The 25,544-nt window shown below is 34.0% G+C and carries 23 protein-coding genes; 18 read left to right on the forward strand and 5 right to left on the reverse strand.

Features of this window, described 5'->3' with window-relative positions:
• Positions 1-7: 7 nt before the first annotated feature.
• Positions 8-397, reverse strand: a complete 390-nt coding sequence (gene ytxJ / locus Q9Q97_RS13300) for a bacillithiol system redox-active protein YtxJ (RefSeq protein ID WP_306157799.1) — start codon at positions 395-397, stop codon at positions 8-10.
• A gap of 205 nt (positions 398-602) precedes the next feature.
• On the opposite strand from ytxJ, the gene clpB reads away from it, so the two are divergent.
• The 8 genes from clpB to Q9Q97_RS13340 all read left to right on the forward strand — a co-directional run bounded on the left by clpB (position 603) and on the right by Q9Q97_RS13340 (position 8,598).
• Positions 603-3,200 (forward strand): ATP-dependent chaperone ClpB, encoded by a 2,598-nt coding sequence (gene clpB / locus Q9Q97_RS13305; RefSeq protein ID WP_306157801.1) that lies wholly within the window; start codon positions 603-605, stop codon positions 3,198-3,200.
• A 149-nt stretch (positions 3,201-3,349) separates the two neighbouring features.
• Complete coding sequence (locus tag Q9Q97_RS13310; protein ID WP_306157803.1) at positions 3,350-3,841, forward strand: T9SS type A sorting domain-containing protein; 492 nt, start codon at positions 3,350-3,352, stop codon at positions 3,839-3,841.
• 23 nt (positions 3,842-3,864) lie between these two features.
• Positions 3,865-4,899 carry a hypothetical protein gene (locus tag Q9Q97_RS13315; protein WP_306157805.1) on the forward strand — a complete coding sequence of 345 codons (1,035 nt, stop codon included), beginning with the start codon at positions 3,865-3,867 and terminating at the stop codon, positions 4,897-4,899.
• 398 nt (positions 4,900-5,297) lie between these two features.
• On the forward strand, positions 5,298-6,182 hold the full coding sequence (locus tag Q9Q97_RS13320; RefSeq protein WP_306157807.1) for a DUF808 domain-containing protein: 885 nt from the start codon (positions 5,298-5,300) through the stop codon (positions 6,180-6,182).
• Between the two features lie 341 nt (positions 6,183-6,523).
• Positions 6,524-6,934, forward strand: coding sequence for a hypothetical protein (locus Q9Q97_RS13325; protein ID WP_306157809.1), 411 nt, complete (start codon positions 6,524-6,526; stop codon positions 6,932-6,934).
• A 141-nt stretch (positions 6,935-7,075) separates the two neighbouring features.
• Complete coding sequence (locus Q9Q97_RS13330; protein ID WP_306157811.1) at positions 7,076-7,321, forward strand: hypothetical protein; 246 nt, start codon at positions 7,076-7,078, stop codon at positions 7,319-7,321.
• Between the two features lie 11 nt (positions 7,322-7,332).
• Positions 7,333-7,611 (forward strand): type II toxin-antitoxin system RelE/ParE family toxin, encoded by a 279-nt coding sequence (locus tag Q9Q97_RS13335; RefSeq protein ID WP_306157813.1) that lies wholly within the window; start codon positions 7,333-7,335, stop codon positions 7,609-7,611.
• A 96-nt stretch (positions 7,612-7,707) separates the two neighbouring features.
• Positions 7,708-8,598 (forward strand): carbon-nitrogen hydrolase, encoded by an 891-nt coding sequence (locus Q9Q97_RS13340; protein ID WP_306157815.1) that lies wholly within the window; start codon positions 7,708-7,710, stop codon positions 8,596-8,598.
• Positions 8,599-8,908: 310 nt separating this feature from the next.
• On the opposite strand, the gene Q9Q97_RS13345 is transcribed toward Q9Q97_RS13340, so the two are convergent.
• Both Q9Q97_RS13345 and Q9Q97_RS13350 read right to left on the reverse strand, forming a co-directional pair.
• Positions 8,909-10,168, reverse strand: a complete 1,260-nt coding sequence (locus tag Q9Q97_RS13345; RefSeq protein WP_306157817.1) for an OmpA family protein — start codon at positions 10,166-10,168, stop codon at positions 8,909-8,911.
• 202 nt (positions 10,169-10,370) lie between these two features.
• Positions 10,371-11,888 (reverse strand): choice-of-anchor I family protein, encoded by a 1,518-nt coding sequence (locus tag Q9Q97_RS13350; RefSeq protein ID WP_306157819.1) that lies wholly within the window; start codon positions 11,886-11,888, stop codon positions 10,371-10,373.
• Between the two features lie 184 nt (positions 11,889-12,072).
• Here Q9Q97_RS13350 and Q9Q97_RS13355 point away from each other — a divergent pair, with 184 nt between their 5' ends.
• Together Q9Q97_RS13355 and Q9Q97_RS13360 are read left to right on the forward strand one after the other, a co-directional pair.
• Positions 12,073-13,113, forward strand: a complete 1,041-nt coding sequence (locus Q9Q97_RS13355) for an agmatine/peptidylarginine deiminase (protein WP_306157821.1) — start codon at positions 12,073-12,075, stop codon at positions 13,111-13,113.
• A 422-nt stretch (positions 13,114-13,535) separates the two neighbouring features.
• Positions 13,536-14,720, forward strand: a complete 1,185-nt coding sequence (locus Q9Q97_RS13360; protein WP_306157823.1) for an endonuclease/exonuclease/phosphatase family protein — start codon at positions 13,536-13,538, stop codon at positions 14,718-14,720.
• A gap of 108 nt (positions 14,721-14,828) precedes the next feature.
• Here the strand turns inward: Q9Q97_RS13360 and fahA are convergent, their stop codons facing one another.
• Entirely contained in the window at positions 14,829-16,112 is a 1,284-nt protein-coding gene (gene fahA / locus Q9Q97_RS13365) for a fumarylacetoacetase (RefSeq protein WP_306157825.1), read from the reverse strand.
• A 109-nt stretch (positions 16,113-16,221) separates the two neighbouring features.
• On the opposite strand from fahA, the gene glyA reads away from it, so the two are divergent.
• From glyA to Q9Q97_RS13390, 5 genes are all read left to right on the forward strand, one after another.
• The gene (gene glyA / locus Q9Q97_RS13370) at positions 16,222-17,496 is read left to right on the forward strand and encodes a serine hydroxymethyltransferase (RefSeq protein WP_306157827.1); all 1,275 of its coding nucleotides are present in this window, start codon (positions 16,222-16,224) and stop codon (positions 17,494-17,496) included.
• Positions 17,497-17,613: 117 nt separating this feature from the next.
• A complete protein-coding gene (locus Q9Q97_RS13375) occupies positions 17,614-18,207 on the forward strand; it encodes a tRNA-(ms[2]io[6]A)-hydroxylase (RefSeq protein WP_306157829.1) in 594 nt (197 codons plus the stop codon).
• Positions 18,208-18,456: 249 nt separating this feature from the next.
• Complete coding sequence (locus Q9Q97_RS13380; protein WP_306157832.1) at positions 18,457-19,497, forward strand: GMP reductase; 1,041 nt, start codon at positions 18,457-18,459, stop codon at positions 19,495-19,497.
• A gap of 2 nt (positions 19,498-19,499) precedes the next feature.
• On the forward strand, positions 19,500-19,997 hold the full coding sequence (locus tag Q9Q97_RS13385) for a GNAT family N-acetyltransferase (protein WP_306157834.1): 498 nt from the start codon (positions 19,500-19,502) through the stop codon (positions 19,995-19,997).
• Positions 19,998-20,064: 67 nt separating this feature from the next.
• Positions 20,065-21,036 (forward strand): hypothetical protein, encoded by a 972-nt coding sequence (locus tag Q9Q97_RS13390; protein WP_306157836.1) that lies wholly within the window; start codon positions 20,065-20,067, stop codon positions 21,034-21,036.
• Positions 21,037-21,079: 43 nt separating this feature from the next.
• Here the strand turns inward: Q9Q97_RS13390 and Q9Q97_RS13395 are convergent, their stop codons facing one another.
• The gene (locus Q9Q97_RS13395; protein WP_306157838.1) at positions 21,080-21,661 is read right to left on the reverse strand and encodes a pentapeptide repeat-containing protein; all 582 of its coding nucleotides are present in this window, start codon (positions 21,659-21,661) and stop codon (positions 21,080-21,082) included.
• Between the two features lie 156 nt (positions 21,662-21,817).
• Here Q9Q97_RS13395 and aspA point away from each other — a divergent pair, with 156 nt between their 5' ends.
• From aspA to Q9Q97_RS13410, 3 genes are all read left to right on the forward strand, one after another.
• A complete protein-coding gene (aspA, locus tag Q9Q97_RS13400) occupies positions 21,818-23,227 on the forward strand; it encodes an aspartate ammonia-lyase (protein WP_306157840.1) in 1,410 nt (469 codons plus the stop codon).
• Positions 23,228-23,382: 155 nt separating this feature from the next.
• On the forward strand, positions 23,383-24,669 hold the full coding sequence (locus tag Q9Q97_RS13405; RefSeq protein WP_306157842.1) for a BamA/TamA family outer membrane protein: 1,287 nt from the start codon (positions 23,383-23,385) through the stop codon (positions 24,667-24,669).
• A gap of 200 nt (positions 24,670-24,869) precedes the next feature.
• Positions 24,870-25,544, forward strand: a complete 675-nt coding sequence (locus tag Q9Q97_RS13410) for a response regulator transcription factor (protein ID WP_306157844.1) — start codon at positions 24,870-24,872, stop codon at positions 25,542-25,544.

The following is a 25,544-nucleotide window of genomic DNA, read 5'->3' on the forward strand; positions in this document are numbered from 1 at the left end:
AACTATTTTAAACCTTACTTTTCAATGCCTCAGCATCAATATCGCTGTGTGAAACATCGTAAACTGCTTTTCCGTTTTTGATTAAAATCAATTGAGGCGATTCGTGATAAACGCCAAATCGGCTTGCAATTTCGTTTGATATATCTCTATGTGCAATTAAGTCTAAAAAATACGCATCAACAACACCTTCTAGATCGTATTCTCTTTCAAATTGTTTTAAAGCCATACGGCTGATGCTGCATCGTGTACTATGCTTAAAAATCACAACTGGTTTTTCGTTTGAAATGGCTTCGATCTCCATTAATTGACGAATATCTGTTAATTCTGTCCAGTTGACTTTGCTTTTTGCTGCTTCTGAGTTCTCTGAACTTCCGAAGATTGAATTAAAAAAACTCATATTTGGCTTAATTTATGACTTTTTGACGTGCTTAAATCGCGAAAAACTGATTTTAACCGTCATTTTGTCTGTTTTTTTACTATGGAATATAATTTGTCTATTTCAATGCAAAGTTAAATTATTTGAGCTAAAGATTTACCTCAATAAATCGTAACTTTAATCTTATAAAATTGAAACAAATAAAAATCAATCAAATCGTAAAAATATGAATATTAACAAGTTTACTATTAAATCGCAAGAAGCCATTCAGTTGTCGCAACAATTAGCACAGCGAAATGGCCAGCAGCAAATTGAAAATGAACACATTTTCAAAGCAATTTTTGAAGTTGATGAAAACGTGGCGCCATTTATATTGAAAAAATTAAATGTAAATGTTCCATTGTTTCTACAGCTTTTAGATGCTACAATTCAAAACTTTCCAAAAGTTTCTGGAGGCGAAATTATGCTTTCTAGAGATGCGAATAAATCTTTGAATGAAGCTGAAATAATCGCACAAAAAATGAACGACGAATACGTTTCGATCGAACATTTAATTTTAGCCATTTTTGACTCTAAAAGTAAAGTTTCTCAGATTTTAAAAGATCAGGGAGTTACTGGTAAAGGTTTGAAAGCGGCTATCGAAGAATTGAGAAAAGGAGAAAGAGTAACTTCGGCTTCAGCTGAAGAAACGTACAATTCCTTGAATAAATATGCTAAAAACTTAAACGAATTAGCCCGAACAGGAAAACTGGATCCAGTTATTGGCCGTGATGAGGAAATTCGTCGTGTGCTGCAAATTTTAACTCGTAGAACCAAAAACAACCCAATGCTTATTGGTGAGCCTGGAGTTGGTAAAACAGCAATTGCAGAAGGTTTAGCGCATAGAATTGTAGATGGTGACGTTCCAGAAAACTTAAAAGAAAAAATCGTTTTCTCATTGGATATGGGAGCTTTGATTGCTGGGGCGAAATACAAAGGAGAATTTGAAGAACGTTTAAAATCGGTTGTAAAAGAGGTTACAGCTGCAGAAGGAGATATTGTTCTTTTTATTGATGAGATTCATACGCTTGTAGGAGCGGGTGGAGGTGAAGGCGCAATGGATGCTGCCAATATCTTGAAACCAGCTTTAGCGCGTGGAGAATTGAGAGCAATTGGTGCCACGACTTTAGATGAATATCAAAAATATTTTGAAAAAGACAAAGCGCTTGAAAGACGTTTCCAAAAAGTTCTAATCGATGAGCCAGATACAGAAAGTGCGGTTTCGATTCTTCGTGGAATTAAAGAAAAGTACGAAACGCACCATAAAGTTCAGATTAAAGACGAGGCAATTATTGCTGCGGTTGAACTTTCGCAAAGATATATTACGAACCGTTTCTTGCCAGATAAAGCGATTGACTTAATGGACGAAGCAGCTTCTAAACTGCGTATGGAAATCAATTCAAAACCAGAAGAACTGGATGTTTTGGATCGTAAAATCATGCAGCTTGAAATTGAGATTGAAGCCATTAAACGTGAGAAAGAAGAAAGTAAGCTTAAAATTTTAGGTTTGGAATTGGCCAACTTGAAAGAAGAGCGAAACGAAATCTTTGCAAAATGGAAATCTGAAAAAGATATTGTTGACGGAATTCAAGCTGTAAAACACGAAATAGAAGATTTTAAGTATGAAGCGGAACGTGCAGAACGTGACGGTGATTACGGAAAAGTAGCTGAAATTCGTTACGGAAAAATAAAAGAAGCGCAAGAACGTCAGGAAACGTTGCAGAAACAATTGCAGGAGTTTCAATCTGGAACTTCTTTAATAAAAGAAGAAGTTACCAGAGAAGACATTGCAGAAGTGGTAGCAAAATGGACTGGAATTCCGGTAACTAAAATGCTTCAGACAGAAAGAGAAAAACTTTTGCATCTGGAAGATGAATTGCACAGACGTGTAGTAGGTCAGGAAGAAGCGATAGAAGCGGTGAGTGACGCTGTGAGAAGAAGTCGCGCTGGTTTACAGGATATGAAAAAACCTGTTGGAACATTCCTTTTCTTAGGGACAACGGGAGTTGGTAAAACCGAATTAGCAAAAGCTTTGGCTGAATATCTTTTTGATGATGAAAATGCTATGACCCGTATCGATATGAGTGAGTATCAAGAACGTCACAGTGTGAGCCGTTTGGTTGGTGCACCTCCGGGATATGTAGGTTATGATGAAGGTGGACAATTAACAGAGGCTGTTCGAAGAAAACCGTATTCTGTAATTTTGTTAGATGAGATCGAAAAAGCGCATCCAGATACTTTCAATATCTTATTGCAGGTTTTAGATGAAGGCCGTTTGACAGACAACAAAGGTCGTCTAGCGGATTTCAAAAATACGATTATCATCATGACTTCTAATATGGGAAGCCAGATTATTCAGGAGAAATTCGAAAATCTAAAAGGTGGAGTGGAAGCAGCGACAGAAGCAGCTAAAAATGAAGTTTTAGGATTGTTGAAACAAACTGTTCGTCCAGAATTTATAAACCGTATCGATGAGATCGTAATGTTTACGCCGCTTACAGTAGATAATATTTCGAGAATTGTAGGCTTACAGCTGAAAGGAGTTACTAAAATGCTGGCACAGCAAGGCATTACAATGGATGCGACTCCAGAAGCTATTGCTTACTTGTCAGACAAAGGATATGATCCTCAGTTTGGAGCAAGACCCGTAAAACGTGTCGTACAAAGAGAAGTTTTAAATCAATTGTCAAAAGAAATTTTGGCAGCAAACATAACAACAGATAGCATCATTTTATTAGATGCTTTTGATGGCAAGTTGGTATTTAGAAACCAGACCGCTAATTAATTATTTTTTTTACATGTTAATCTTGAAAAGCATCAGTCTTGTACTGATGCTTTTTTTTTTGTTAATAATTTCTGTCAATAACATTTTTAATACATATGTTAAAGTTGTAAGAAAGAGGGTATATTTGATTTAAACTATAAATCATTTATATGAAAAGAAACCAAACAACATTTTTGATTTTATTTGTCATGAGCGTTTTCTTAGGAACCAAAACTTATTCGCAAGAAAGTATTGTCGTTGCAGGCGGAAAAGGCGCTGGAGCTGGAGGAACTGCAAGCTACTCAGTAGGGCAGGTTTCCGACTTAAGCCTGAAAGGAAGCGGCGGATTTGCCCATGAAGGAGTTCAGCAGGCCTATGAAATAGCTACGTTAGGGGCGGATGAGTTTAAGGAAATTAATCTTGTGATTACTGCTTATCCTAATCCTACGATTGATGTTTTAAATCTAATTGTGTCTGATAATCAATACAATGATTTATCATTTACTCTTTTTGATATCAACGGAAAAATTGTTGCAAATACTTCAAAGGTAACTTCCTCAGAAACAAAAGTTTCTATGCAAGGATTAGCGAAGGGAGTTTATTTTCTTGCAGTAAACAGAAGCTCTAAAGCAATTAAAACTTTTAAAATTATTAAAAAATAGAAATTTAAACCGTAGAAAAATATATGAAAAAAATTACTTTGGCATTACTATTACTAAGTTCTTTTACTATTTTATTTGCTCAAGCACCACAAAAAATGAATTATCAGTCTGTTATTCGTAAGGCAGATGGGACTTTGTTAGCAAATACTCTAGTTGGCATCAAAACTAGTATCTTATTAGGTTCCGTAACTGGAACAGCTTCTTATGTAGAAACACAAACTACCACAACAAACGCTAACGGATTAGCCACAATTGAGATAGGAGGAGGAACACCTGTAACAGGAACTTTTGCGTCTGTAGATTGGGGTGCAGGATCTCATTTTATTAAAACAGAAATAGATCCAGATGGAGGAGCTAATTATACCATTAGCGGGACAAGTCAGCTTTTAAGCGTTCCTTATGCATTATATGCAGGAAGCAGTAAAACGAACGGAAAAACGAGTATTATAATTACGGGAGATATTACAGATGCACAGGCGGCGGCGCAAATAGCGGCAGAGTTGGGGCCTTATACAGAAAACATATATATTATGAATACTGTAAATTTAACAACAGTAGACTTAAGTGAAGTAAAAAAAGTAGTAAACCTGAATGTAAGTGATAATTTAAAATTAACGACATTAAATCTTAGTAATTTAAGTGAAATTTTTGATGATTTAAATATATCAGATAATGCGAAATTAAGTTCGGTGTCACTTCCTGTTTTAAAAATAATACATGGATATGATACAAATATCTCAAAAAACTCTTCTTTAACATCTATTTCTTTACCTGTATTAACTAAAACTATTGAACTTCGTTTTACTTATAATCCCGTATTGACTTCTATTGATGTTCCCTTATTAACTTCGGTTAATAATAATCAAGGGATTGGTTTTTGGTATAATGCTCTTCCTAGTTCTCAAATTAATTTAATTTTAAGCAGATTAAAAAATTTAACCTCCAAAGGAAATTATATTCAATTAGAGAATCAAAACCCGGCAGCTCCTCCAACAGGTCAAGGAATTATAGATAAAGCATTTTTGGTTGACAGAGGAGATATTGTAACTACTGATTAATTATAATATACATTAAATTATATTAAAACACCGGTACTGCTGGTGCTTTTTTTATCTCTAAATTTTGAAACTTTTTATCCAATTCATATAACAAGATATCATCAAAAAAGAACCAATTTTAAATTCATAAAAATCAGCAAATTATTAATTAAAAATTAAAAATCATGAACAATATATTTAGAGGATTACTGGCAGGATATGGAGCTAAAAAGTTAGGCGGAGGCTGTTTTGGAACAATTATAGTTTTCATTATTTTATGGGTTCTTTTAGGGCAATGCAGTTAAGAAACCATTACAGAAAATTAGGAATAAAAATCATAAATTTTTGATGTGATATTTTTGGGAAGATTCAAACAAAATGTATAGATTCGCGTCACTAAAAAAATAACAAATTAAAAGATGGCTTCAGGTTTTTTCGTTCTATTAGATGATATCGCAGCAATTATGGATGATGTTGCAGTAATGAGTAAAATTGCAGCAAAAAAAACAGCTGGAATCCTAGGCGATGATTTAGCTGTAAATGCTGAAAAAGCTTCAGGATTCGCATCATCAAGAGAACTTCCTGTTCTTTGGGCAATTAGTAAAGGCTCTTTGCTAAATAAAATTATTATACTTCCAATTGCATTTTTATTGAGTGCCTTTTTGCCAGTAGCAATCATTGTTATTTTGGTTCTTGGTGGATTGTTTTTAGCATATGAAGGAGCAGAAAAAGTGTATGAGTTTATTGTTCCTCACAAACATGAAGAATCGGAAGGAATTACAGAAGAAACTCTAACTGAAGAACAAATTTTAGCAGTTGAAAAAACAAAGATAAAATCTGCTATCATAACCGATTTTATTCTTTCTGTCGAAATTGTAATTATCGCTTTAGGAACCGTTATAGAAGAACCTCTAACACAGCAAATCATTGTAACATCTATTATTGCTTTAATAGCTACAATTGGTGTTTACGGTATTGTTGCTCTTATTGTTAGAATGGATGAAGCAGGTTACAAGCTTATTAAATTCAGCAAAAATGAAAAAAGCTTTTCTGCTATGATAGGTAATGTTTTAGTAAAGGCACTTCCTTTGGTAATTAAAGGTTTGACTGTAATTGGGACAATTGCTTTACTTTTGGTTGCAGGAGGGATTTTTGTACATTACATACCTTATTTCCATCATTTGTCAGAAGAAATTAAAATGCCTGCGATTATTAAAGAATTTGTAGTAGGGTTGGTTTTAGGATTTGCAGTTCTTTTGGTTGTTAACTTAGTAAAAAAGATTTTCAAAAAGAAAACGGTTTAATCTAATCTACATATAATATACAAGAACATCAGTCGAAAGGTTGGTGTTTTTTTTTGGGAGCAAAAATAACATTTTCAGTTCAAGTGCAGTCCCGCTATCCGCTATATCTTTTTTGATTCCGATGGTTATCGGAACCAAAAAAGGATGCCGCTTCTATCGGGGCTAGAATAGAAATTTTTATTTTCAAAAGAAATATTGGTAAGAATGTATATTTTTTTAATCAATAAAAACTTGATTTTTAGTTATTTAATTCCTTGCTGAAATTTTTAACATTTTGTTTTAAGCAACCATTGCAACTAATAGACATCTTCATAGTAATTAACAATTAATTATTATTTTATATGAAAAGTTTTAGCTTAAAATCAAGTTTAGTAGTATTATTTTTATCAATTACATTTGCATCATGCAGTAACGACGATGAAGTTCAAGCACCAGCTCCAACTTCTAAAGCTGCTTTAGTAACCGAAATTAAAGGACCAGCAACAGGAAAAGTAAATGAAGAATTAAGCTACGATGTAACGTATGTGGTAGATAACGCTTGTGCAGAATTTGATAAAATCGCAGAAGTTACAATTGGAGACGTAAAAGGATTAGAAGTACTTGCAAAATACCCATCTGAAGTTTGCACACAACAAGTGCCAGAACCACAAAAAACAGTTTACAAATTTAAATCTGCAACAAAAGGAACTTTTGAAATCAAATTCAAAAAATCAGAAAAAGAATTCCTTACTCAAAAAGTAGTGATTGAATAATAAAAAATTTGGTTGAGTTTATTTAGGTTAAAAGCCATTTTGCTGAGACTTACTATTTAAGTTGATGTGAAATGGTTTTTTTTCTAACTAAAAAATCTGAACGAAAATTTCTATCTTTGAAAGATTAAATACATTAAGATTATGGGAGCTTTAGAGTTGAGAGAAAGTGTTTTAGAATATATTAATACCGCCGATGAGCGACTTTTAAAAGTAGTAAAAGCAGTTATTGAAAGTTATCAAGAAGAAGAAATAGTAGCATTTTCTGTAGAAGGAGAGCCAATTACGAGGAATGAGTATAAAGCTCAATTGGCTAATGTTAAATTAGAAATTGAAAGAGGCGAATATACTTCGCAAGAAGATTTAGAAAAAGAATCTGATAATTGGTAATAAACAAACCTATGAAGGTAGTTTGGACTAACACAGCCAAAAATCAGTTAAGAACAATTTTTAATTTTTATAAAGAGAAATCTGTTCAAGGTGCTAATACTATTAAAAATGAAATTCTAAATACAACTAAGAAAATACATTTTGCAGATCAATATCAAAAAGATGAAATTGAACCTGAATATAGAAGAATTATAGTTAGAGATTATAAAATATTATATTTAGCAATAGATGAAGTAATTTACATTGCTAAAATATTTTCGACAAAGCGAAATTCTGTACGACAATTATAAAGAGCTTTTAGGCTCTTTTTTTATATCATAAAGTTAAATAAACTCACTTTGTCATTCCTCTAAAAAGTGTTATTTTTGCACTCTAAATTTTATGTCATGGCGAAAAGAAAGTATAAAGTATCGGTTATTCAGTTAAATCTGAATGATGTTGCCGAAAATAATCTTAAAAAATGTATCAGCTGGGTAAGAGACGCTGCAAGCCAAGGTGCTGAAGTTATCTTATTGCCTGAATTATATAGCAGTCATTATTTCTGCCAAAGCGAAGATGTAGACAATTTTGCATTAGCAGAACCATTATACAGTACTTCATTTATTGCATTCAGCGAATTGGCAAAAGAATTAGGAGTAGTAATTATTGTTCCTTTCTTCGAGAAAAGAATGGCTGGAATCTACCATAACAGTGCTTATATTATTGACACTGATGGAACAGAGGCTGGTTTATACCGTAAAATGCATATTCCAGACGATCCGCATTTCTATGAGAAATTCTATTTTACTCCAGGTGATTTAGGTTTCCAAGCAATCGAAACTAAAAAAGGAACAGTTGGAACTTTAATCTGCTGGGATCAATGGTATCCAGAAGCAGCTCGTATTACGGCGCTTAAAGGTGCAGAGGTTTTATTCTACCCAACAGCAATTGGATGGCATCCTAAAGAAAAAGAACAATACGGAGAAAACCAATACGGTGCTTGGATGAACGTTATGAAAGGCCATGCCGTAGCAAATGGAGTTTTCGTAGCAGCAGCAAACAGAATCGGTCTTGAAAAATATATCGATGGAACAGAAGGTATTCAATTCTGGGGTGCTTCTTTCATCGCTGGGCCACAAGGAGAAATCTTAGCGCAGGCATCTCACGATAAAGAAGAAATCTTAATTGCTGAGGTTGACTTGGATTTACAAGAAAATGTTCGCCAAAACTGGCCGTTCTTCAGAGACAGAAGAATTGATGCTTTTGGAGATATTACAAAAAGAGCAATCGATAAATAATTAGATTTATTTGAAATATAAAAAAAGGATAAAATGTAAATTTTGTCCTTTTTAATTTTGTGCATCTTTTGTAAGCTTCGGAGAAACGAAATATTTATAGCAAATAATAAAAGTTTACATTTAAAGCTCCAGCGGGGCGACATGTCTTTTTACAATCTAATACATGTCGCTCCGCTGGAGTTTTTTCTGTTTTTTTGTTGAAATTCTATAAATATTTTGCTCCTCTGGAGCTTTTGTATATTTTTTATAACAAAAAAGAGCTGTCTCAAATGAAACAGCTCCTTTTCTTGTTTTTAGCTTTATATATTCATTACTTCACTTGGAAAGTAACTCTTCTCACGATCTGACGTGCCTCTTTAGAATTTTTGTTAACAGAAGTATCTTCTCCGTTAGCAATTACATTCAATCTTGATGCATCAATTCCAGCGTTTACGGCTACTTTTTTCACAGCCTCAGCTCTTTTTCTAGATAACTCAGTGTTGTAATTTGTGTTTCCAATTTCGTCAGCATAACCAATAATGTCAGCAGATTTTCCTGGATTGTTTTTCAAGTATTTCACTAAGAAATCTACGCCTGATAAAGATGCGTTTGTAGGTTTAGACGAATTGAAGTCGAAATACACATTTACATAACCTCCGTTGATTAATTCCTCAACAGTATTGTTTGTAGCTGTTCCAGCACCTTTCTTTTCGTAAGTTTTGTCTAAGTAGCTTTCTAACTCATCTGGCACACCATTTTGATTCGTGTCAATTGATTGTCCTTTTGTGTTAACCGCAACACCTGCAATAGAATTTGGTTCTAAATCGTACAAGTCAGCAACTCCATCTTTGTCTGTATCCAAAAGACCAGTTTCGATTAAGTCCACTCTTTGTTCCAATTCGCTAATTCTATCTTCTTCGCCAACCCAGTCAGCATGTTTTTCATTTTTACCTAAGTAGAAAGTTAAACCAACAGAAGCATTTAAAAGAACACCGTCAAAAGCACCTGTACTAGTGTTACCCATTCCGTCAAAGTTCCAGTTTTGTCTTCCGTTAACAATTCCGGTAAGATCTCCTGTTAAAGCAACTCTATTGCTTAATCTGATTTGTCCAGTTAAACCAGCGATTCCGTGTGCCATGTAATCCTGTCCTCCAAATCCTGTTTCAGTACTAATTTGCGAAACTCCAAAACCTCCATGTGCCAAAAGACCAATTGTGTTTGTCCAAGTTTCAAAATTTAAAGCACGTCCAACGTTGATAACCCCTTGTAAACTTGCTCTCACATAACGGCTTTCAAAATCTGGAGTGTCTTTTTTCTCTTTAAATTGGTCGTAACCAACATCTAATTTCACACCAAACTTTGGACTAAACATATATCTTACACCTAAATCTCCGTGGAAAAAGTTTAATGATTCTGTAGTATAACCTGGAGTCATTGTTCTGGTTGGTTTGTTAACACCACCATTAAGTTCGATCGACCATTTGTTGAATTCTTGATCTACACTTGGTTTGGTAGAAGTGGTAGCCATATTTTGAGCGCCTGCCGCAAATGATAGTAATAATAAGGATACTGATACTAATTTCTTTTTCATGATATCAAAAATTAAATTGTTTTTATTTTAAACTCTGAAACAAAATTAGCCGTCGAATTTTAGAAAGTGTTGTATATACTCTTACATAATTTCCATCTTTTGGCTTTTAATTATGTAAATCCGTTAAAATAAGTCTAATAGAAAGCATAAAAAAAGGACAAAATTCACATTTTGTCCTTTTTGCTATCCTAAAAAAAATATATTATCTCAAATCTGGCTGATAAATTTTAACAGATCCGTCTCCTTCGCTGCTTACTACAAGCAAGCTTCTTTTTGTTGGACTTTTTGAAGCTGGGATAAAAAGAATCCCTTCTGGAGCATCTCCTGTTTTTACAGTTTGTAAATATTGTGGTGAAGTTGGGTTTGTAGCATCGTATACCATAAAAGCATCAGATCTTTCTAAACCAACAAACAAAATGTTTTGATTCCCCATTTTAGCTGCAACTACAGCTTCTGGCTCAGAACCTTTATCGTCACTTCTTTTATCATCGTAAGTTCCTAATTCATTAGTTTTCTTATCAACATCATTTTTACTGTCGTAAACAATTTTTCCTGTATTTCCATTCCAGATTGAGAAAGAACGAGCTCCGAAACTTACCATTTCGTCTAAATCTCCATCTCCGTCAATATCTCCCATGTCAGCAACAAGATTCAATCTTCCTAAGTTTGCATCTAATTTTAAAGTAGCCGCATCAGGGAAAACTGTAGCATCAAGTTTTAAGCTTTTCATACGCTTAATATCAGTATTAGCAGTATACTCTCTAGCATCGCCTTCATTAGCAGTTACAAAATATGGAGTATTATTTACTGTAAAATGGCTAATTGCATCTGGCATATAAAGACCTTTTACTTTCCATGGATTAAAAGCAACTTTATCATCGCTATCGCTTACGTCAATTGCATTTTCTGCTGTGTTGTAATCTTTTAAACCTAAAGGATAAATTGCAGTAATCGTTTTAGAAGTTAAATCAACTTTTGCAACACCATTATTTTCTTGTAAAGTTACCCAAGCAGTTTTAGAATCGTCAGAAATAGTAATGTATTCTGGTTCAATATCCTGAGCAAAGCTTTTAGCAACTTTAGAAACTCTGAATCCGTCTTTTATTAATGCTGCAGCTTGTCCGCTGAAAGAAGCGAAGTCTAAAGTAGTTACAGTATAAGAACCAGTTTCTATAATAGATACAGTTCCGTTTGGATCTTGAGAGTAATCCGTGTTTGGTTCGCCTTCATTAGCAGTCATGATAAATTTTCCGTCTGGAGAATAAGTAATCATATCAGGAAGCGCACCAACTGTAACTTGTTTGATTAAGCTATAATCTGAAGTGTTGAAAACAACAACTTTACCGTTTGCTTGTTTGTTTGTAGTCGATTCTAAAGCAACAGCCAGTTTTCCGTCAAAAACTGAAACACTGTTTGCAGCTCCTTCGTATGTAGCTAAATTGATTTGTCCTATTTTAAGAGGTTTTGTCGGATCAGCAATATCAATAACGTCGATTTGATTTACACCGCTGTTGTTAACTGTAAACAGTCTTTTTGTTTTTTCGCAGTAAGCAGAAATTTCAGCCGCAGCTTCTCCGCCAATTGTAATAGAACCAATTTCTTTAAAAGTTCCAGGATTTTCGTTTACAAGAACTTCAGGTTCGTTTTTAGAATTTTCATCATTGTTACAGCTTGCTAATATAGAAAGAGCAGCTAATAATGAGATCGATAATTTTTTCATGTGTTAGTTTTTAGTTTTGGCAAAAGTAATTCTGAGCTTTCTGTTAAATATTAAGGATGTATTATTTAATCTTTAACTTAATTTTTGCAGGATATTTTTTGTGAAATTATTATCGAATTTGATATAAATGTTTTAAAATCCTAACGAATGCTTATCTTTGCACTTTCTAAATTAGAACCTATTTATGTCAACAAATAATAGAAGATTTCCAGCAGAATGGGAAAAACAGCAAGGAATTGTATTGTGTTTTCCGCATAATGGCAACGATTGGCCAGGAAAATACGAAGCTGTTCAATGGGCTTTTGTAGAATTTATAAAAAAAGTAGCCACTTTTGAAACTGTTTTTTTGGTCGTTGCCGATGAAAAGCTAAAAGAAAAAGTAGCCGATATGCTTGAAAGAGCTAGAGTAAACATTAAAAACGTTTCTTACATTATACATAAAACCAATAGAAGCTGGATGCGTGACTCTGGACCAATTATTGTAAAAAATGGTTCTAAAAGAGAAGCTTTAAATTTCAATTTCAACGGATGGGCAAAATATAAAAACTATCAGTTGGATAAATTCGTTCCGGGTAAAGTAGCGGATTTTATTGATGTGCCATTAACTCAGGTTATGTACAAAGGAAAACCGGTAATTGTAGAAGGTGGAGCAATTGATGTAAACGGAAAAGGAACTTTGCTTACTTCTGAAGAATGTTTGATGCATCCGACCATTCAGGTTCGTAATGCTGGTTTTACGAAAGAAGATTACGAAGCTGTTTTTAAAGAATATCTTGGAGTAACCAATGTAATTTGGTTGGGAGACGGAATTGAAGGTGATGATACACACGGACATATCGACGATTTATGCCGATTTGTAAATGAAGATACGATTGTAACGATTGTAGAGACAGATAAAAACGATTCAAACTACAAGCCTTTACAAGATAACTTGAAACGTCTGCAAAATGCAAAATTAGAAAACGGTAAATCTCCTGTAATTGTAGCGTTGCCAATGCCAAAACGTGTTGATTTTGAAGATTTACGTTTGCCGGCGAGTTATGCTAATTTCTTGATTTTAAATAATTGCGTTTTAGTACCTACATTCAATGATAGTAATGACCGAGTAGCTTTAAATATCTTAGCAGAATGTTTTCCAGACCGCGAAGTAATCGGTATTAGCTGTATCGATTTCATCTGGGGCTTTGGAACTTTACATTGTTTAAGTCAGCAGATTCCTGCTTAGTTTTTTTGCTGCAAAGACACAAAGGCACAAAGTTGCAAAGTTTTGGTAGGTTTGTCAGGCTGAGCGGAGTCGAAGCCTATGCGGTAGTTTTTTCTGCCACGAATTACACGAATTTCACAAATTTTTCTTGGTTTTTTTTACCACAAATTACACAAATTAGCGCAATTTTATTGGATAGTTTTTTTGCGTCTGTAAGGCTGAGCGAAGTCGGAGCCCGCAAAGTGTAGTCTAGCAAATTTAAATTTTAAATATATATAGCAATTAAACCCGACAAGTTTTTAAAAGCCTGTCGGGTTTCGTGTGATATTAAAGTATGGCAGCTTTTTTTTGTTGTATATTTAACAGTGGGATTTGTCGTGTTTCTCTACAACCTCCTTATATTCGTATGTTCAATAATGCAGAAATGCAGATTTAAATTTTATATGAAGAAAATATTTTTTATCCTTTCCGTGCTTTCTTCCGGAGCCCTTCTTTCACAGTCTGATTCGCAAGAAAAAAATGAACTTACATTTGCGACCTACAATGTAAGTATGGAATCTGATAATTATTCTCCTAAAGGCGCAATGGGAAAATCGGAGCTGATATTGATTGATCAGCTTAAATCAGGGCATAATGCTCAAATCAGAAATATCGCCCAAATTATTCAGACCGTTAGGCCAGATGTTATTCTGCTAAACGAATTTGATTACATAAAAGATCCTGAACTTGGTGTAAAAGCGTTTATTAAAAATTATTTGAATGTTAGCCAAGGCGGAGCAGAAGCCATCGATTATCCTTATTACTATTATTCAGCAGTAAATACTGGCCAGCCGAGTCCTTATGATTTGAACAATGATGGAAAAGTAACTAATTTTGGAAATGATGCATGGGGATTTGGTATGTATCCTGGACAATATGGAATGATGCTTTTATCTAAATATCCGATTGATGTTAACGCGGTTCGTACTTTTCAGCATTTCAAATGGAAAGATATGCCAGGCGCATTGCTTACCAAAAAAGCAGATGGATCAGATTGGTATAGCAAGAAAGCCTGGAAAGAATTCCCATTATCTTCAAAATCTCATTGGGATGTTCCTGTACAGATTGGCAATAAAACTGTTCATGTTTTAGCCAGTCATCCAACTCCTCCTACTTTTGATGGTGCTGAAGATCGCCACGGAAAAAGAAATCATGATGAAATCAGATTCTGGAAAGATTATATTTCAGATAATTCGGCTTCATATATTTATGATGATAAAGGCTCAAAAGGAGGTTTGTCTCCGAATTCTCAATTTGTTATTTTGGGAGATCAAAACGCATCACCAGTTGAAGGAGATGCTATTAGAGAAGGAATAAAGTCTTTAATAGAAAGTCCGAAGATTAATAACGACTTTACGCCTGCTAGTAAAGGCGGTGCCGAATTTAGTCCCGAAAATCCTTTTGGAATTAATCACACGGCTTTTTGGAGAATGCGAGCTGATTATGTGCTGCCATCCAAACTTGGTTTTAAATTTGTCAACAGTGGTGTGTTTTGGCCTGCAAAAGGAGAGCCAATGTCGCAATTAGTCGAAAAGCGTGAATCAAGTTCAGATCATCGTTTAGTTTGGGTAAAGGTAGTTTTGGAATAAATAACTTTTCCTTTAAATTTTGATAGATTTAAAAATATAGCATAAAAAAACCTTGGTGATCGCCAAGGTTTTATTTTTTTATATTTCTTCAAATTTATTATCTGCTCTTCATTGTCTGGTAAAAGGAGGTAAAAGTTGGCTGGCAACTTCGCCAAAACCAATTCTAACTTCTGCATTTTCACAGAAACCGCGAATAATAACCGTATCATTATCTTCAATAAATTTACGCTCTTCTCCGCTATTTAACTTTAATGGGTTTTTTCCGCCCCAAGTTAATTCTAGCATAGAACCAAAACTATCAGGAGTTGGACCAGAAATAGTTCCAGAACCCATCATATCACCAGAATTTACACGACATCCATTAGAAGTGTGGTGTGCCAATTGCTGACTCATTGACCAGTATAAATATTTGAAATTTGATCTTGAAATAACTGTTTCTTCTTGATCTTCAGGTTTAAGAGAAACTTCTAAATGAATATCAAAAGCTTTTTTCCCTTTTGTCTGTAAGTAAGGAAGTGGAGTCGGATCTTGTTTAGGGCCTTTTGTTCTAAAAGGCTCCAAAGCATCCATCGTAACAATCCACGGTGAAATTGAAGTGGCAAAGTTTTTAGCTAAGAATGGTCCAAGTGGCACATATTCCCATTTCTGAATATCACGCGCGCTCCAGTCATTTAGCAAAACCATTCCGAAAATATAATCTTCAGCTTCGTAAGTTGAAATATTTTCGCCCATTACATTTACATCCGTAGTAATAAAAGCAGTTTCCAACTCGAAATCTACTAATCGAGAAGCTCCAAAAACAGGTGTGTCATGTCCAGCAGGCAAAGTTTGTCCCATTGGTCTGTGTACTGGAATTCCAGAAGGTACAATCGTTGAGCTTCTTCCGTGGTATCCAACCGGAATGTGTAACCAGTTTGGTAATAAGGCATTATCTGGATCGCGGAACATTTTACCTACGTTTGTAGCATGCTCTCGGCTCGAATAAAAGTCGGTATAATCACCAATTAAAACAGGAAGTTGCATCTCTACATCTTCAATTTTAAATATAACAATATCTCGGTGTTTTGTTGAATCTCTTAACTGCGGGTTAGTCTCGTCGAAAATCTCAGCGATACGATTTCGAACCAAACGCCATGTTTTTTTTCCGTCAGAAATAAAATCATTTAGCGTATCCTGCATAAACATATCATCGGTTAATTCTATTCCTTCAAAATAGTTTAATTGCTGTAAAGCCCCTAAATCTATGGCATAATCGCCAATTCTCGTTCCTACGGTAACGACATTTTCTTTGGTAAGAAACACGCCGAAAGGAATATTCTGAATAGGGAAGTCGCTATTTTCTGGCACTTCTAACCATGATTTTCTACTGGTATCGTTGGCGGTTATTGGCATGTTTAATGTTAATTATTTGTTGAAAAATTACATGTCAAATATATCATAATCTAGCAGTTTGACAAACGTTTTTTTGTATTTTTGCGTGAAATTAACGAAAAACAAAAAAATGCAACGCGACGAACAAATTTTTGATCTTATCCAAGAGGAGAAAGAAAGACAAATTCACGGACTAGAGCTTATCGCTTCAGAGAATTTTGTAAGTGATGAAGTAATGGCAGCAGCAGGGTCTGTTTTAACGAATAAATATGCTGAGGGTTATCCAGGCAAAAGATATTACGGAGGCTGCGAGGTAGTTGACGTTATTGAGCAGATTGCTATTGACAGAGCTAAAGAATTGTTTGGCGCTGAATATGCAAACGTACAGCCTCACTCAGGTTCTCAAGCAAACACTTCTGTGTACCACGCTTGTTTGAACCCTGGTGACACGATTTTAGGTTTCGATTTATCTCACGGTGGTCACTTGACTCACGGTTCTCCAGTAAACTTCTCAGGCCGTTTATACCGTCCTGTTTTTTACGGTGTAGATGCAGAAACTGGTCGTTTAGATTATGATAAAATTCAAGAAATTGCAACAAAAGAACAGCCAAAATTAATCATCGCTGGAGCTTCGGCTTATTCTCGTGATATGGATTTTGCTCGTTTCAGACAAATTGCAGATAGTGTAGGAGCAATCTTATTTGCAGATATTTCTCATCCAGCTGGTCTTATCGCAAAAGGATTAATGAATGACCCAATTCCACATTGTCATATCGTTTCTACAACAACTCATAAAACATTAAGAGGACCACGTGGAGGTTTGATCTTAATGGGGAAAGATTTCCCAAATCCACAAGGATTAACAACTCCAAAAGGAGAAATCAGAATGATGTCTTCATTATTGGATTTAGCTGTTTTCCCAGGAAATCAAGGTGGACCTTTAATGCACATTATTGCTGCTAAAGCGGTTGCTTTTGGTGAAGCATTGAAAGACGAATTCTTTACATACGCTATGCAATTGCAGAAAAATGCAAACGCAATGGCAGATGCTTTTGTAAAAAGAGGATACAAAATTATCTCTGGCGGAACTGATAACCACATGATGCTTATTGACTTAAGAAATAAAAATATTTCTGGTAAAGAAGCAGAAAATGCATTAGTAAAAGCAGAAATCACAGTAAATAAAAACATGGTTCCTTTTGATGATAAATCACCATTTATCACGTCTGGAATTCGTGTAGGAACAGCTGCAATCACAACTCGTGGTTTAGTTGAAGCAGATATGGAAACTATCGTAGCTTTAATTGATAAAGTTCTTTCTGATCACACAAACGAAGATCTTATCGAAGAAGTTGCTGCTGAAGTAAACGAAATGATGAGCGAAAGACCGATTTTCAAATACTAAAAAATAAGTCTTAAAGTTTTTAAAGTCGAAAGTCAAAAGTCTTATTTTGGCTTTCGACTTTTGCTTTTAAGGCTTTCAAACTTATAATTTTTAATTCATAACTCATAATTTTTAGAAATGGGCGTATTAAGATTACAATTGCCAACCGACCCAAGATGGGTAAATATTGTGGAGAAAAACATCGAAGAAATCCTGACAGATCACGCTTGGTGCGAGCAAAAAGCAGCAACAAATGCGATTACAATTATCACAAACAACTCTGAACATCAGGATTTGGTGAAAGATTTATTGGCTTTAGCCAAAGAAGAAATCGATCATTTTGAGCAGGTTCATAATATCATTATCAAAAGAGGATTAAAATTAGGACGTGAGCGTAAAGACGATTACGTAAACGAACTGTATCAATACATGAAAAAAAGCGGAGACGGAAGCCGTGTTTCTGGTCTTGTAGAAAGACTTTTATTTTCTGCGATGATCGAAGCAAGAAGCTGCGAACGTTTTAAAGTACTTTCGGAAAACATAAAAGATGAAGAATTAGCTCTTTTCTACAGAGAATTAATGGAAAGCGAAGCAGGACATTATACCACTTTCATCACTTACGCAAGAAAATACGGAGTTGGAATCGATGTAGAAAAACGCTGGAGAGAATGGTTAGCATTTGAAGAATCTATCATTACGAATTACGGAAAAGGAGAGACGATTCACGGATAAGTGTTCAGTGTTCAGATTTTTTAGTGTTCAGTCGCTTAGTTAGTATGTCAGTTTTCACGCTTTTCAGGCTGAGCGGAGTCGAAGCCAAGTTCCAATAATTAAACAATTTTGTGAGTGTCTGAGAAATCTTCGCGTATCTCTGTGAAATAAATTAGATGCATTGTTCAAAAGTTCAGCTTTTTGTTAATCTAATATCTGAAATCTAAAATCATAAATTCCTAAATTTGAGAGTAACCAAAATCTCGAATTATGAGAATAGAAATGGATTTAAAATTAGGGTTTAAAGATGTCATGTTTAGACCTAAAAGATCGACGCTTAAAAGCAGATCGGAAGTTTCATTAGAACAGAATTTCAAATTTTTGCACAGCACTTCAAATTGGACAGGAATTCCGATCATGGCTGCCAATATGGATACTGTTGGAACTTTTGAAATAGCGAAGGTTTTGGCGAAAGAAAAGCTTTTTACAGCCATTCATAAACATTACACTTTAGAAGAATGGAATCATTTTCTAAAAAATACAACTTCAGATATTTACGATTATATTGCAGTAAGTACAGGAACCGGAAAAGAAGATTTTGAAAAGATAGCAACAATAATTACTGCAAATCCGTTACTGAAATTCATCTGTATAGATGTGGCAAATGGCTACTCCGAACATTTTGTTCAATTTTTAAAGAAAACTCGTAAACAATATCCAGACAAAATTATTATTGCCGGAAATGTCGTTACTGGCGAAATGACCGAAGAACTTTTGTTGGCTGGCGCAGATATTGTAAAAGTCGGAATTGGTCCAGGTTCTGTTTGTACAACTCGCGTTAAAACAGGCGTTGGTTATCCTCAATTATCGGCTATAATTGAATGTGCTGATGCTGCTCACGGTTTAGGCGGTCACATCATAAGCGACGGCGGCTGCACCACTCCAGGCGATGTTGCGAAAGCTTTTGGAGCCGGAGCCGATTTTGTAATGTTGGGCGGAATGCTTGCTGGACATTCAGAAAGTGGCGGAGAATTAATAGAGGTTAAAGGCGAAAAATTCAAACAGTTTTACGGCATGAGTTCGAAAACCGCTATGGATAAACATGCAGGCGGTGTTGCAGAATATAGAGCGAGTGAAGGCAAAACTGTTCAGGTTCCGTTTAAAGGAGATGTCATTCACACTGTTTTAGACATTTTAGGCGGAATAAGAAGTACTTGTACTTATGTTGGAGCTTCAAGATTAAAAGAACTCACTAAACGTACGACTTTCATCCGCGTAAGCGAACAAGAAAATCAAGTTTTTACAAAATAAATATGATTCAAATTACCGAAGCATCGATTGAAGATATTGCTAAAATTCAAGAGATTGCACATATAACATGGCCAATTACATATGGCGAAATTTTAACTGCAGAACAATTAGAGTATATGTTAGATCTAATTTATTCTGATGAAGCTTTATCAAAACAAATACAAAATAAAGAGCAGTTGTTTTATTTAATTTTAGATTCGGATTCGGTAATTGGTTTTATCGGAATCGAGCATAATTATAAAAAGGAAGCGATAACCAAAATCCATAAAATCTATCTTTTGCCAGAAACACAAGGAAAAGGTTTTGGCAAAATAGTTTTTGAAGAAATCGGAAAAATGGCTTTAGAAAATAATTCTTCAGAACTTTTGTTAAATGTAAACCGTTTTAATACCGCTTTGAATTTCTATAAAAAACTAGGTTTCGAAATTAAAGAAACTGTTGATATAGAAATTGGAAATGGGTATTTGATGGAGGATTATGTGATGGGGAAAAATATTTAAAATAAGTTTTTTCTTATAAAAAAAATAATTATAAATTTGCTTTTTAATTTATTGATTAAATATAGATATGAGATACATAATATTGTTTGTTTTAATTATTTCATTAAGTAGTTGCGAATTATTTAGTCAAGATATAAACATTCCTGATAAAATTGAAATTAATAATATTTCGAATAAAGTAGATTTGAAAGGGACGAAAGTTTTAATTGATAAATCTGTCAATTATCAGTATTATCCTGAACTAAAAAGATTTCAAAAAGATTCTAAAAATTATTTTCAAATTATTGAAATTGCAAATCAAAATTACTACAACTCAGTTCCAAATGTAATAAATAAAATAAATGAATTAGAGAAACAAGGTGGAAAGGTAAGAGTGAAAAAAGAATTGAAATTGGGTATTTATGATGCCTATTTTGGTCTTGCGCCACAAGGTCAAGAATCTGAGCAAATAGTTCTTGCATTTGGAGACACCAGCTTTGTCGTTTTAGTTGTGGGAGTTTTTGAAAATAATGATAAAGAAAGAAAGGAAATTACAGATTTAGTTTTGAGTATATATTATGATAAAAGTATAAAAGCAGATCTTAATGATAATTTATTTTATAATGTTGATTTACAAAAGTCAGAATTTAAATTATCAAATGTTATGAGTAATTATGGAATTTATACTTTAGGGAAAGAACAACTAACAGATAAAACATTATATCTTAACAATTTTTTCATTGGAACTTTGCCAAATAAACTACAGAATTTTGATATAAAAGTTTATAGCGATAATTTAATATCCAAATACCAAAATAATATTTTTAAAGAAAAAAACATTAAAATAAAAATTATTTCTGAACAACAATATAAAGAGGATGGTAATGAAATTATAAAGGTCGAAATGATCGGTATATACCAAGGAAAGGAGTTAAAGATGTACCAATATATTAAAGAATCTTCAAAAGGTGTAATTCAATTTATTGGAACAGATATATCAAAAAATTATATGCATATAAGCGAATATAAATTAATTGCGGAAAGTATAAAATTCAAATAGCCAATCAAAAAAGAATTAAACCATTTTGTAGTTTTTTATCTAGCTAATTGATAACAATCACATCATGCGTAAACAACAACCCTTTTACTTCCTTCAAAGAAAAAATAGCCTTCTTCAGTTTCGTTTTTGATGGATCTATTGTGTAATTGTAACTTGTTCTAAAATTGGCTTTATTGGCAATAGCTTTAGAAAATTCTGCACGATACAAATCGCAATTATCAAAAAGGACATTCGTTAAATCTACCGCCATAAAATCTACTGCAACGAGACTGCAGCTGTTGAAAGTAGTTCCTTTTAGTTTTAAAGTATAAAACTTAGAAAAGTCTAAAATGCAATCATAAAAATGAACTTCGAAAATCAATTTGTCGCACATGGCAAAATTGACTTCTTTGATTTCGCAGTTATAAAAAGTGACACTTCTAAAAGCAACATAATTAATTTTGGCTTCACTGAAAATACAATCATTAAAAGTGCAGTCGATAAAAGTAACAGCGAGAAAAGTGCATGCAGAAAAATTACAATTATTAAAAACGCAGCATTCGAAGTCCTTAAAATTAAGATCATCTTTGCCGTAAATAATCGTATTGTATTCTTTATCAAGAAAATATTCGCTTTCTTTTTTCAACTCTTTTTGATAATTATTTGAGGCTGAAAAGGTACTAATTTGCTGTAAAATTTTCATTGAAAATCCAAAATCATTTTAAAAATAGTAGTGACTTTAGCATAAATTTAATGTAGCTTTACGCTTATTTTTTAAGCTAAAATTTATCAATTTCACGATATGGAATCAACAAGAAAAGAACATGATTTTCTGGGAGAATTAGACATTCCGAATCATTTATATTACGGAATCCAGACTTTTAGAGCCGTTGAAAACTTTAATATTACAGGAATCCCGATTTCAAAAGAACCTTTGTTTATCAAAGCTTTAGGTTATGTAAAAAAAGCAGCGGCTTTGGCAAATAAAGATTGCAGCGCGATTGATGCTAAAATTGCAGAAGCAATCTGTTACGGAAGCGATCAGGTTATTGCAGGGAAATTTGATAAAGAATTTGTGAGCGATTTAATTCAGGGCGGTGCAGGAACTTCTGTAAACATGAATGCCAATGAAGTAATTGCCAATATCGGATTGGAATATTTAGGCCACAAAAAAGGAGAATATCAGTTTCTTCATCCGAATAATCACGTAAACTGTTCGCAGTCTACAAACGATGCTTATCCGTCAGCTTTTAGAATTGCTTTGTATTTAAAAATGGAAAGCTTTATTAAAACTTTAGCAGGGCTTGAAGTTGCATTTGCTAAAAAAGGAGAAGAGTTTAAAGATGTCTTAAAAATGGGAAGAACGCAATTGCAAGATGCGGTTCCTATGACTTTAGGACAGGAATTTAAAGCTTATGCGACCACAATTGGCGAGGATATTCAGCGTTTGAAAAATGCTCAGGAATTATTGCTAGAAATCAATATGGGAGCAACAGCGATTGGAACCAAAGTTAATGCTCCAGAAGGTTATCCAGAAATCTGCGTAAAATACTTGGCAGATGAGGTTGGAATTCCGTTAACGCTTTCTCCAGATTTAATTGAAGCAACGGTCGATACAGGAGCTTACGTTCAAATTATGGGAACTTTGAAACGTTCTGCAGTTAAGATTTCTAAAATCTGCAACGATTTAAGATTGCTAAGTTCTGGACCAAGAACTGGCTTAAACGAAATTAATCTTCCTCCACGCCAGCCTGGATCTTCTATTATGCCAGGAAAAGTAAATCCAGTAATTCCAGAAGTCGTAAATCAGACTTGTTTTTATGTAATTGGTCAGGATTTAACGGTTACAATGGCGGCAGAAGCGGGACAATTGCAATTAAATGTAATGGAACCAGTTATTGCTTTTGCGATGTTTACTTCGTTAGATTATCTTTCAAATGCGATTCAGACTTTAATAGACAAGTGTATTGTTGGTATCACAGCAAACGTGGATCATTGTTATAATATGGTCATGAATAGTATCGGAATTGTAACGCAGCTGAATCCGATTATTGGTTACGAAGAAAGTGCGAGTATTGCGGGTGAAGCTTTAAAAACAAACAAAAGCGTACATCAGATTGCAGTTTTAGAAAGAAAACTTATCACACAGGAAAAATGGGATGAAATTTATTCTTTAGAAAATCTAATCCATCCAAAATTTATCACCAAATAATAAAACGCATTTTAAGCTAAAGCCGTCAAATAATTTTTGACGGCTTTTTTTGTTAAAATATTTTCAAATTATTTAGATTGGCTACTTAAGATGTTGAAAATTAGAAGTATATTTACAATGAGATTGAATTTTATTTCTAAAACAAAACTTTGCAAATGGTGCTTTTTTTTGAAAATAATGCCGTTCCGTACAAGTATAAAATCTTAGGATTATTATTTCTTATTTCCTTTAATTTATTTTCGCAAGAGGAAATTAAAAACTCAGAAATTGAAACTCCGCAAATTTGTCCTCCCAAAACAGTATTTGATCTTTTTAAAAAAGAAGACGACGCGCTAGTTGTAAAACCTACAAAAAACAATTTCTTTTTATTAATTCCTGCAATTGGTTCTCAGCCTGCGACAGGCTTCTTTTTTGGAGCGGTGGCGCAGTATACTTTTAAAGGAAAAGAAGAAAAAGACAAATATTCAATAGCCAACATAGGGATTACTTACACCGTAAAAAATCAATGGCTGGTAAATGTCAAAAACAATATTCTGCTTAACAATAATAAAATCTTTTTGAGTGGCGATTATCGTTTGTATTTGTTCTCACAGCCTAATTATGGACTCGGAACTGATATAATTCCGCCAAGACGCGATCGTCCGCCTAGTTTTAGCATAGATTCGCTTGCTCAGGATATGGATTATAATTATTTCAAATTTCATCAGACGGTTTCTTTTGAAGTTAAGGAGAATTATTATGTTGGCGGAGGTGTAAATATTGACTGGTATTCGAGTATAAAGGACAAAGAATTGGATGTCGCAAACGGAAATTACACGTATCATTACAATTACAGCCAAAAATATGGATTTGATAATCTAGAATATTATTTGACAGGAGTGAGTTTGAATCTGGTTCATGATTCTAGAGACAATCAAGTTAATGCTTCTAAGGGCTGGTATGCCAATATAAATTATAGATTTAATCCTGTTTTGTTTAAAAATCAGAATTATAGCAATGTGCTGTTTGCAGAATACCGCAACTTTATTCCTGTTTCTCCAAAAAATCCCCGTTACATTTTGGCCATTTGGACTTACGGACAATTTGTAACTAGGGGAAAAGTTCCGTATCTGAATTTGCCTGCAATTGGCTGGGATCAGCGCAGTAGGAGCGGAGAAGGATATACGCAAGGATTGTTTAGAGGAAATGGTTTAATTTATTTGTCTACAGAATTTCGTTTCCCAATTACCTGCAATCAATTGCTGAGCGGCACTGTTTTTACCAATTTTGTAACCGCCAGTAATTCTGATGCTGATTTAAAACTTTTCAAATCCATACAGCCAGCCGCTGGAATTGGTTTAAGGCTTTTGATTGATAAAGCTTCCAAAACCAATCTGATTTTCGATTATGCGTGGGGAAATAACTCCAAAGGATTCTATCTGAATGCCGGCGAGACTTTCTAATTTTTCACTTTCTGTTTTTCTTTTTAAAATTAGAAGATTCTAAATTGAAGAATCTAAAATTTTAACCCTAAAAAAATAGCAAAAAGCACGCGCAAGGAGTCGTTTTTTCTTATTTGGTTCAATTTGCGGATAATTTTTTAAGTTGTGCTTATTATGTGAATTTCAATTCCTATTTTTGTTGTATATACAAACTTCTTAAGATGAAATTACTGATAGTTGAAGACGAACCAAATCTGTTGTCGATATTGCGTAAAGGATTTGCAGAAAATAATAATGAAGTAAGCGTAGCAATGGACGGTAAAACGGCCATGGAGATGATTCATAATTATACTTTCGATGTCGTAATTTTAGATGTAATGCTTCCTGATGTTAACGGAATTGAAATCTGCAGAAGACTTCGCGCAGCCAAAAACTTTGTGCCTATTTTGCTTTTAACGGCTTTAGGAACCTCAGAAAATATTGTTACAGGACTTAATGCCGGCGCCGATGATTATTTGGTTAAGCCTTTTAAATTTGGCGAATTAGATGCGAGAGTTAATGCGCTGTACAGAAGATCGCAGCAGGAAACAGAAAAAATCGATACGATTACAATTGGTGATTTAGAAATAAACGGACGCGCCAAAACCGTTAAGAGAAACGGTGAAAACATTATACTAACAGCTAAAGAATTTAAACTTTTATACTATTTGGCTAAAAATACGGGCCGCATCGTTTCTCGCGATCAGATTTTGGATAATGTTTGGGATATTAATTTTGATATGAATACCAATGTTGTTGATGTATATATTACCTACTTAAGAAGAAAAATAGATAAGCCTTATTCGACCAAACTTATTCATACAATGAAGGGGTTGGGGTATGTTATAAAACCATAG

Origin of the sequence: Flavobacterium sp. DG2-3, assembly GCF_030730925.1 — a bacterium.
In the GTDB taxonomy this organism is placed as follows: domain Bacteria; phylum Bacteroidota; class Bacteroidia; order Flavobacteriales; family Flavobacteriaceae; genus Flavobacterium.

Bases quoted from the DNA above. Each gene is read 5' to 3' on its own strand.
- ytxJ (WP_306157799.1), bottom strand. From the start codon at position 397: ATGAGTTTTTTTAATTCAATCTTCGGAAGTTCAGAGAACTCAGAAGCA.
- clpB (WP_306157801.1), top strand. From the start codon at position 603: ATGAATATTAACAAGTTTACTATTAAATCGCAAGAAGCCATTCAGTTG.
- Q9Q97_RS13310 (WP_306157803.1), top strand. From the start codon at position 3,350: ATGAAAAGAAACCAAACAACATTTTTGATTTTATTTGTCATGAGCGTT.
- Q9Q97_RS13315 (WP_306157805.1), top strand. From the start codon at position 3,865: ATGAAAAAAATTACTTTGGCATTACTATTACTAAGTTCTTTTACTATT.
- Q9Q97_RS13320 (WP_306157807.1), top strand. From the start codon at position 5,298: ATGGCTTCAGGTTTTTTCGTTCTATTAGATGATATCGCAGCAATTATG.
- Q9Q97_RS13325 (WP_306157809.1), top strand. From the start codon at position 6,524: ATGAAAAGTTTTAGCTTAAAATCAAGTTTAGTAGTATTATTTTTATCA.
- Q9Q97_RS13330 (WP_306157811.1), top strand. From the start codon at position 7,076: ATGGGAGCTTTAGAGTTGAGAGAAAGTGTTTTAGAATATATTAATACC.
- Q9Q97_RS13335 (WP_306157813.1), top strand. From the start codon at position 7,333: ATGAAGGTAGTTTGGACTAACACAGCCAAAAATCAGTTAAGAACAATT.
- Q9Q97_RS13340 (WP_306157815.1), top strand. From the start codon at position 7,708: ATGGCGAAAAGAAAGTATAAAGTATCGGTTATTCAGTTAAATCTGAAT.
- Q9Q97_RS13345 (WP_306157817.1), bottom strand. From the start codon at position 10,168: ATGAAAAAGAAATTAGTATCAGTATCCTTATTATTACTATCATTTGCG.
- Q9Q97_RS13350 (WP_306157819.1), bottom strand. From the start codon at position 11,888: ATGAAAAAATTATCGATCTCATTATTAGCTGCTCTTTCTATATTAGCA.
- Q9Q97_RS13355 (WP_306157821.1), top strand. From the start codon at position 12,073: ATGTCAACAAATAATAGAAGATTTCCAGCAGAATGGGAAAAACAGCAA.
- Q9Q97_RS13360 (WP_306157823.1), top strand. From the start codon at position 13,536: ATGAAGAAAATATTTTTTATCCTTTCCGTGCTTTCTTCCGGAGCCCTT.
- fahA (WP_306157825.1), bottom strand. From the start codon at position 16,112: ATGCCAATAACCGCCAACGATACCAGTAGAAAATCATGGTTAGAAGTG.
- glyA (WP_306157827.1), top strand. From the start codon at position 16,222: ATGCAACGCGACGAACAAATTTTTGATCTTATCCAAGAGGAGAAAGAA.
- Q9Q97_RS13375 (WP_306157829.1), top strand. From the start codon at position 17,614: ATGGGCGTATTAAGATTACAATTGCCAACCGACCCAAGATGGGTAAAT.
- Q9Q97_RS13380 (WP_306157832.1), top strand. From the start codon at position 18,457: ATGAGAATAGAAATGGATTTAAAATTAGGGTTTAAAGATGTCATGTTT.
- Q9Q97_RS13385 (WP_306157834.1), top strand. From the start codon at position 19,500: ATGATTCAAATTACCGAAGCATCGATTGAAGATATTGCTAAAATTCAA.
- Q9Q97_RS13390 (WP_306157836.1), top strand. From the start codon at position 20,065: ATGAGATACATAATATTGTTTGTTTTAATTATTTCATTAAGTAGTTGC.
- aspA (WP_306157840.1), top strand. From the start codon at position 21,818: ATGGAATCAACAAGAAAAGAACATGATTTTCTGGGAGAATTAGACATT.
- Q9Q97_RS13405 (WP_306157842.1), top strand. From the start codon at position 23,383: ATGGTGCTTTTTTTTGAAAATAATGCCGTTCCGTACAAGTATAAAATC.
- Q9Q97_RS13410 (WP_306157844.1), top strand. From the start codon at position 24,870: ATGAAATTACTGATAGTTGAAGACGAACCAAATCTGTTGTCGATATTG.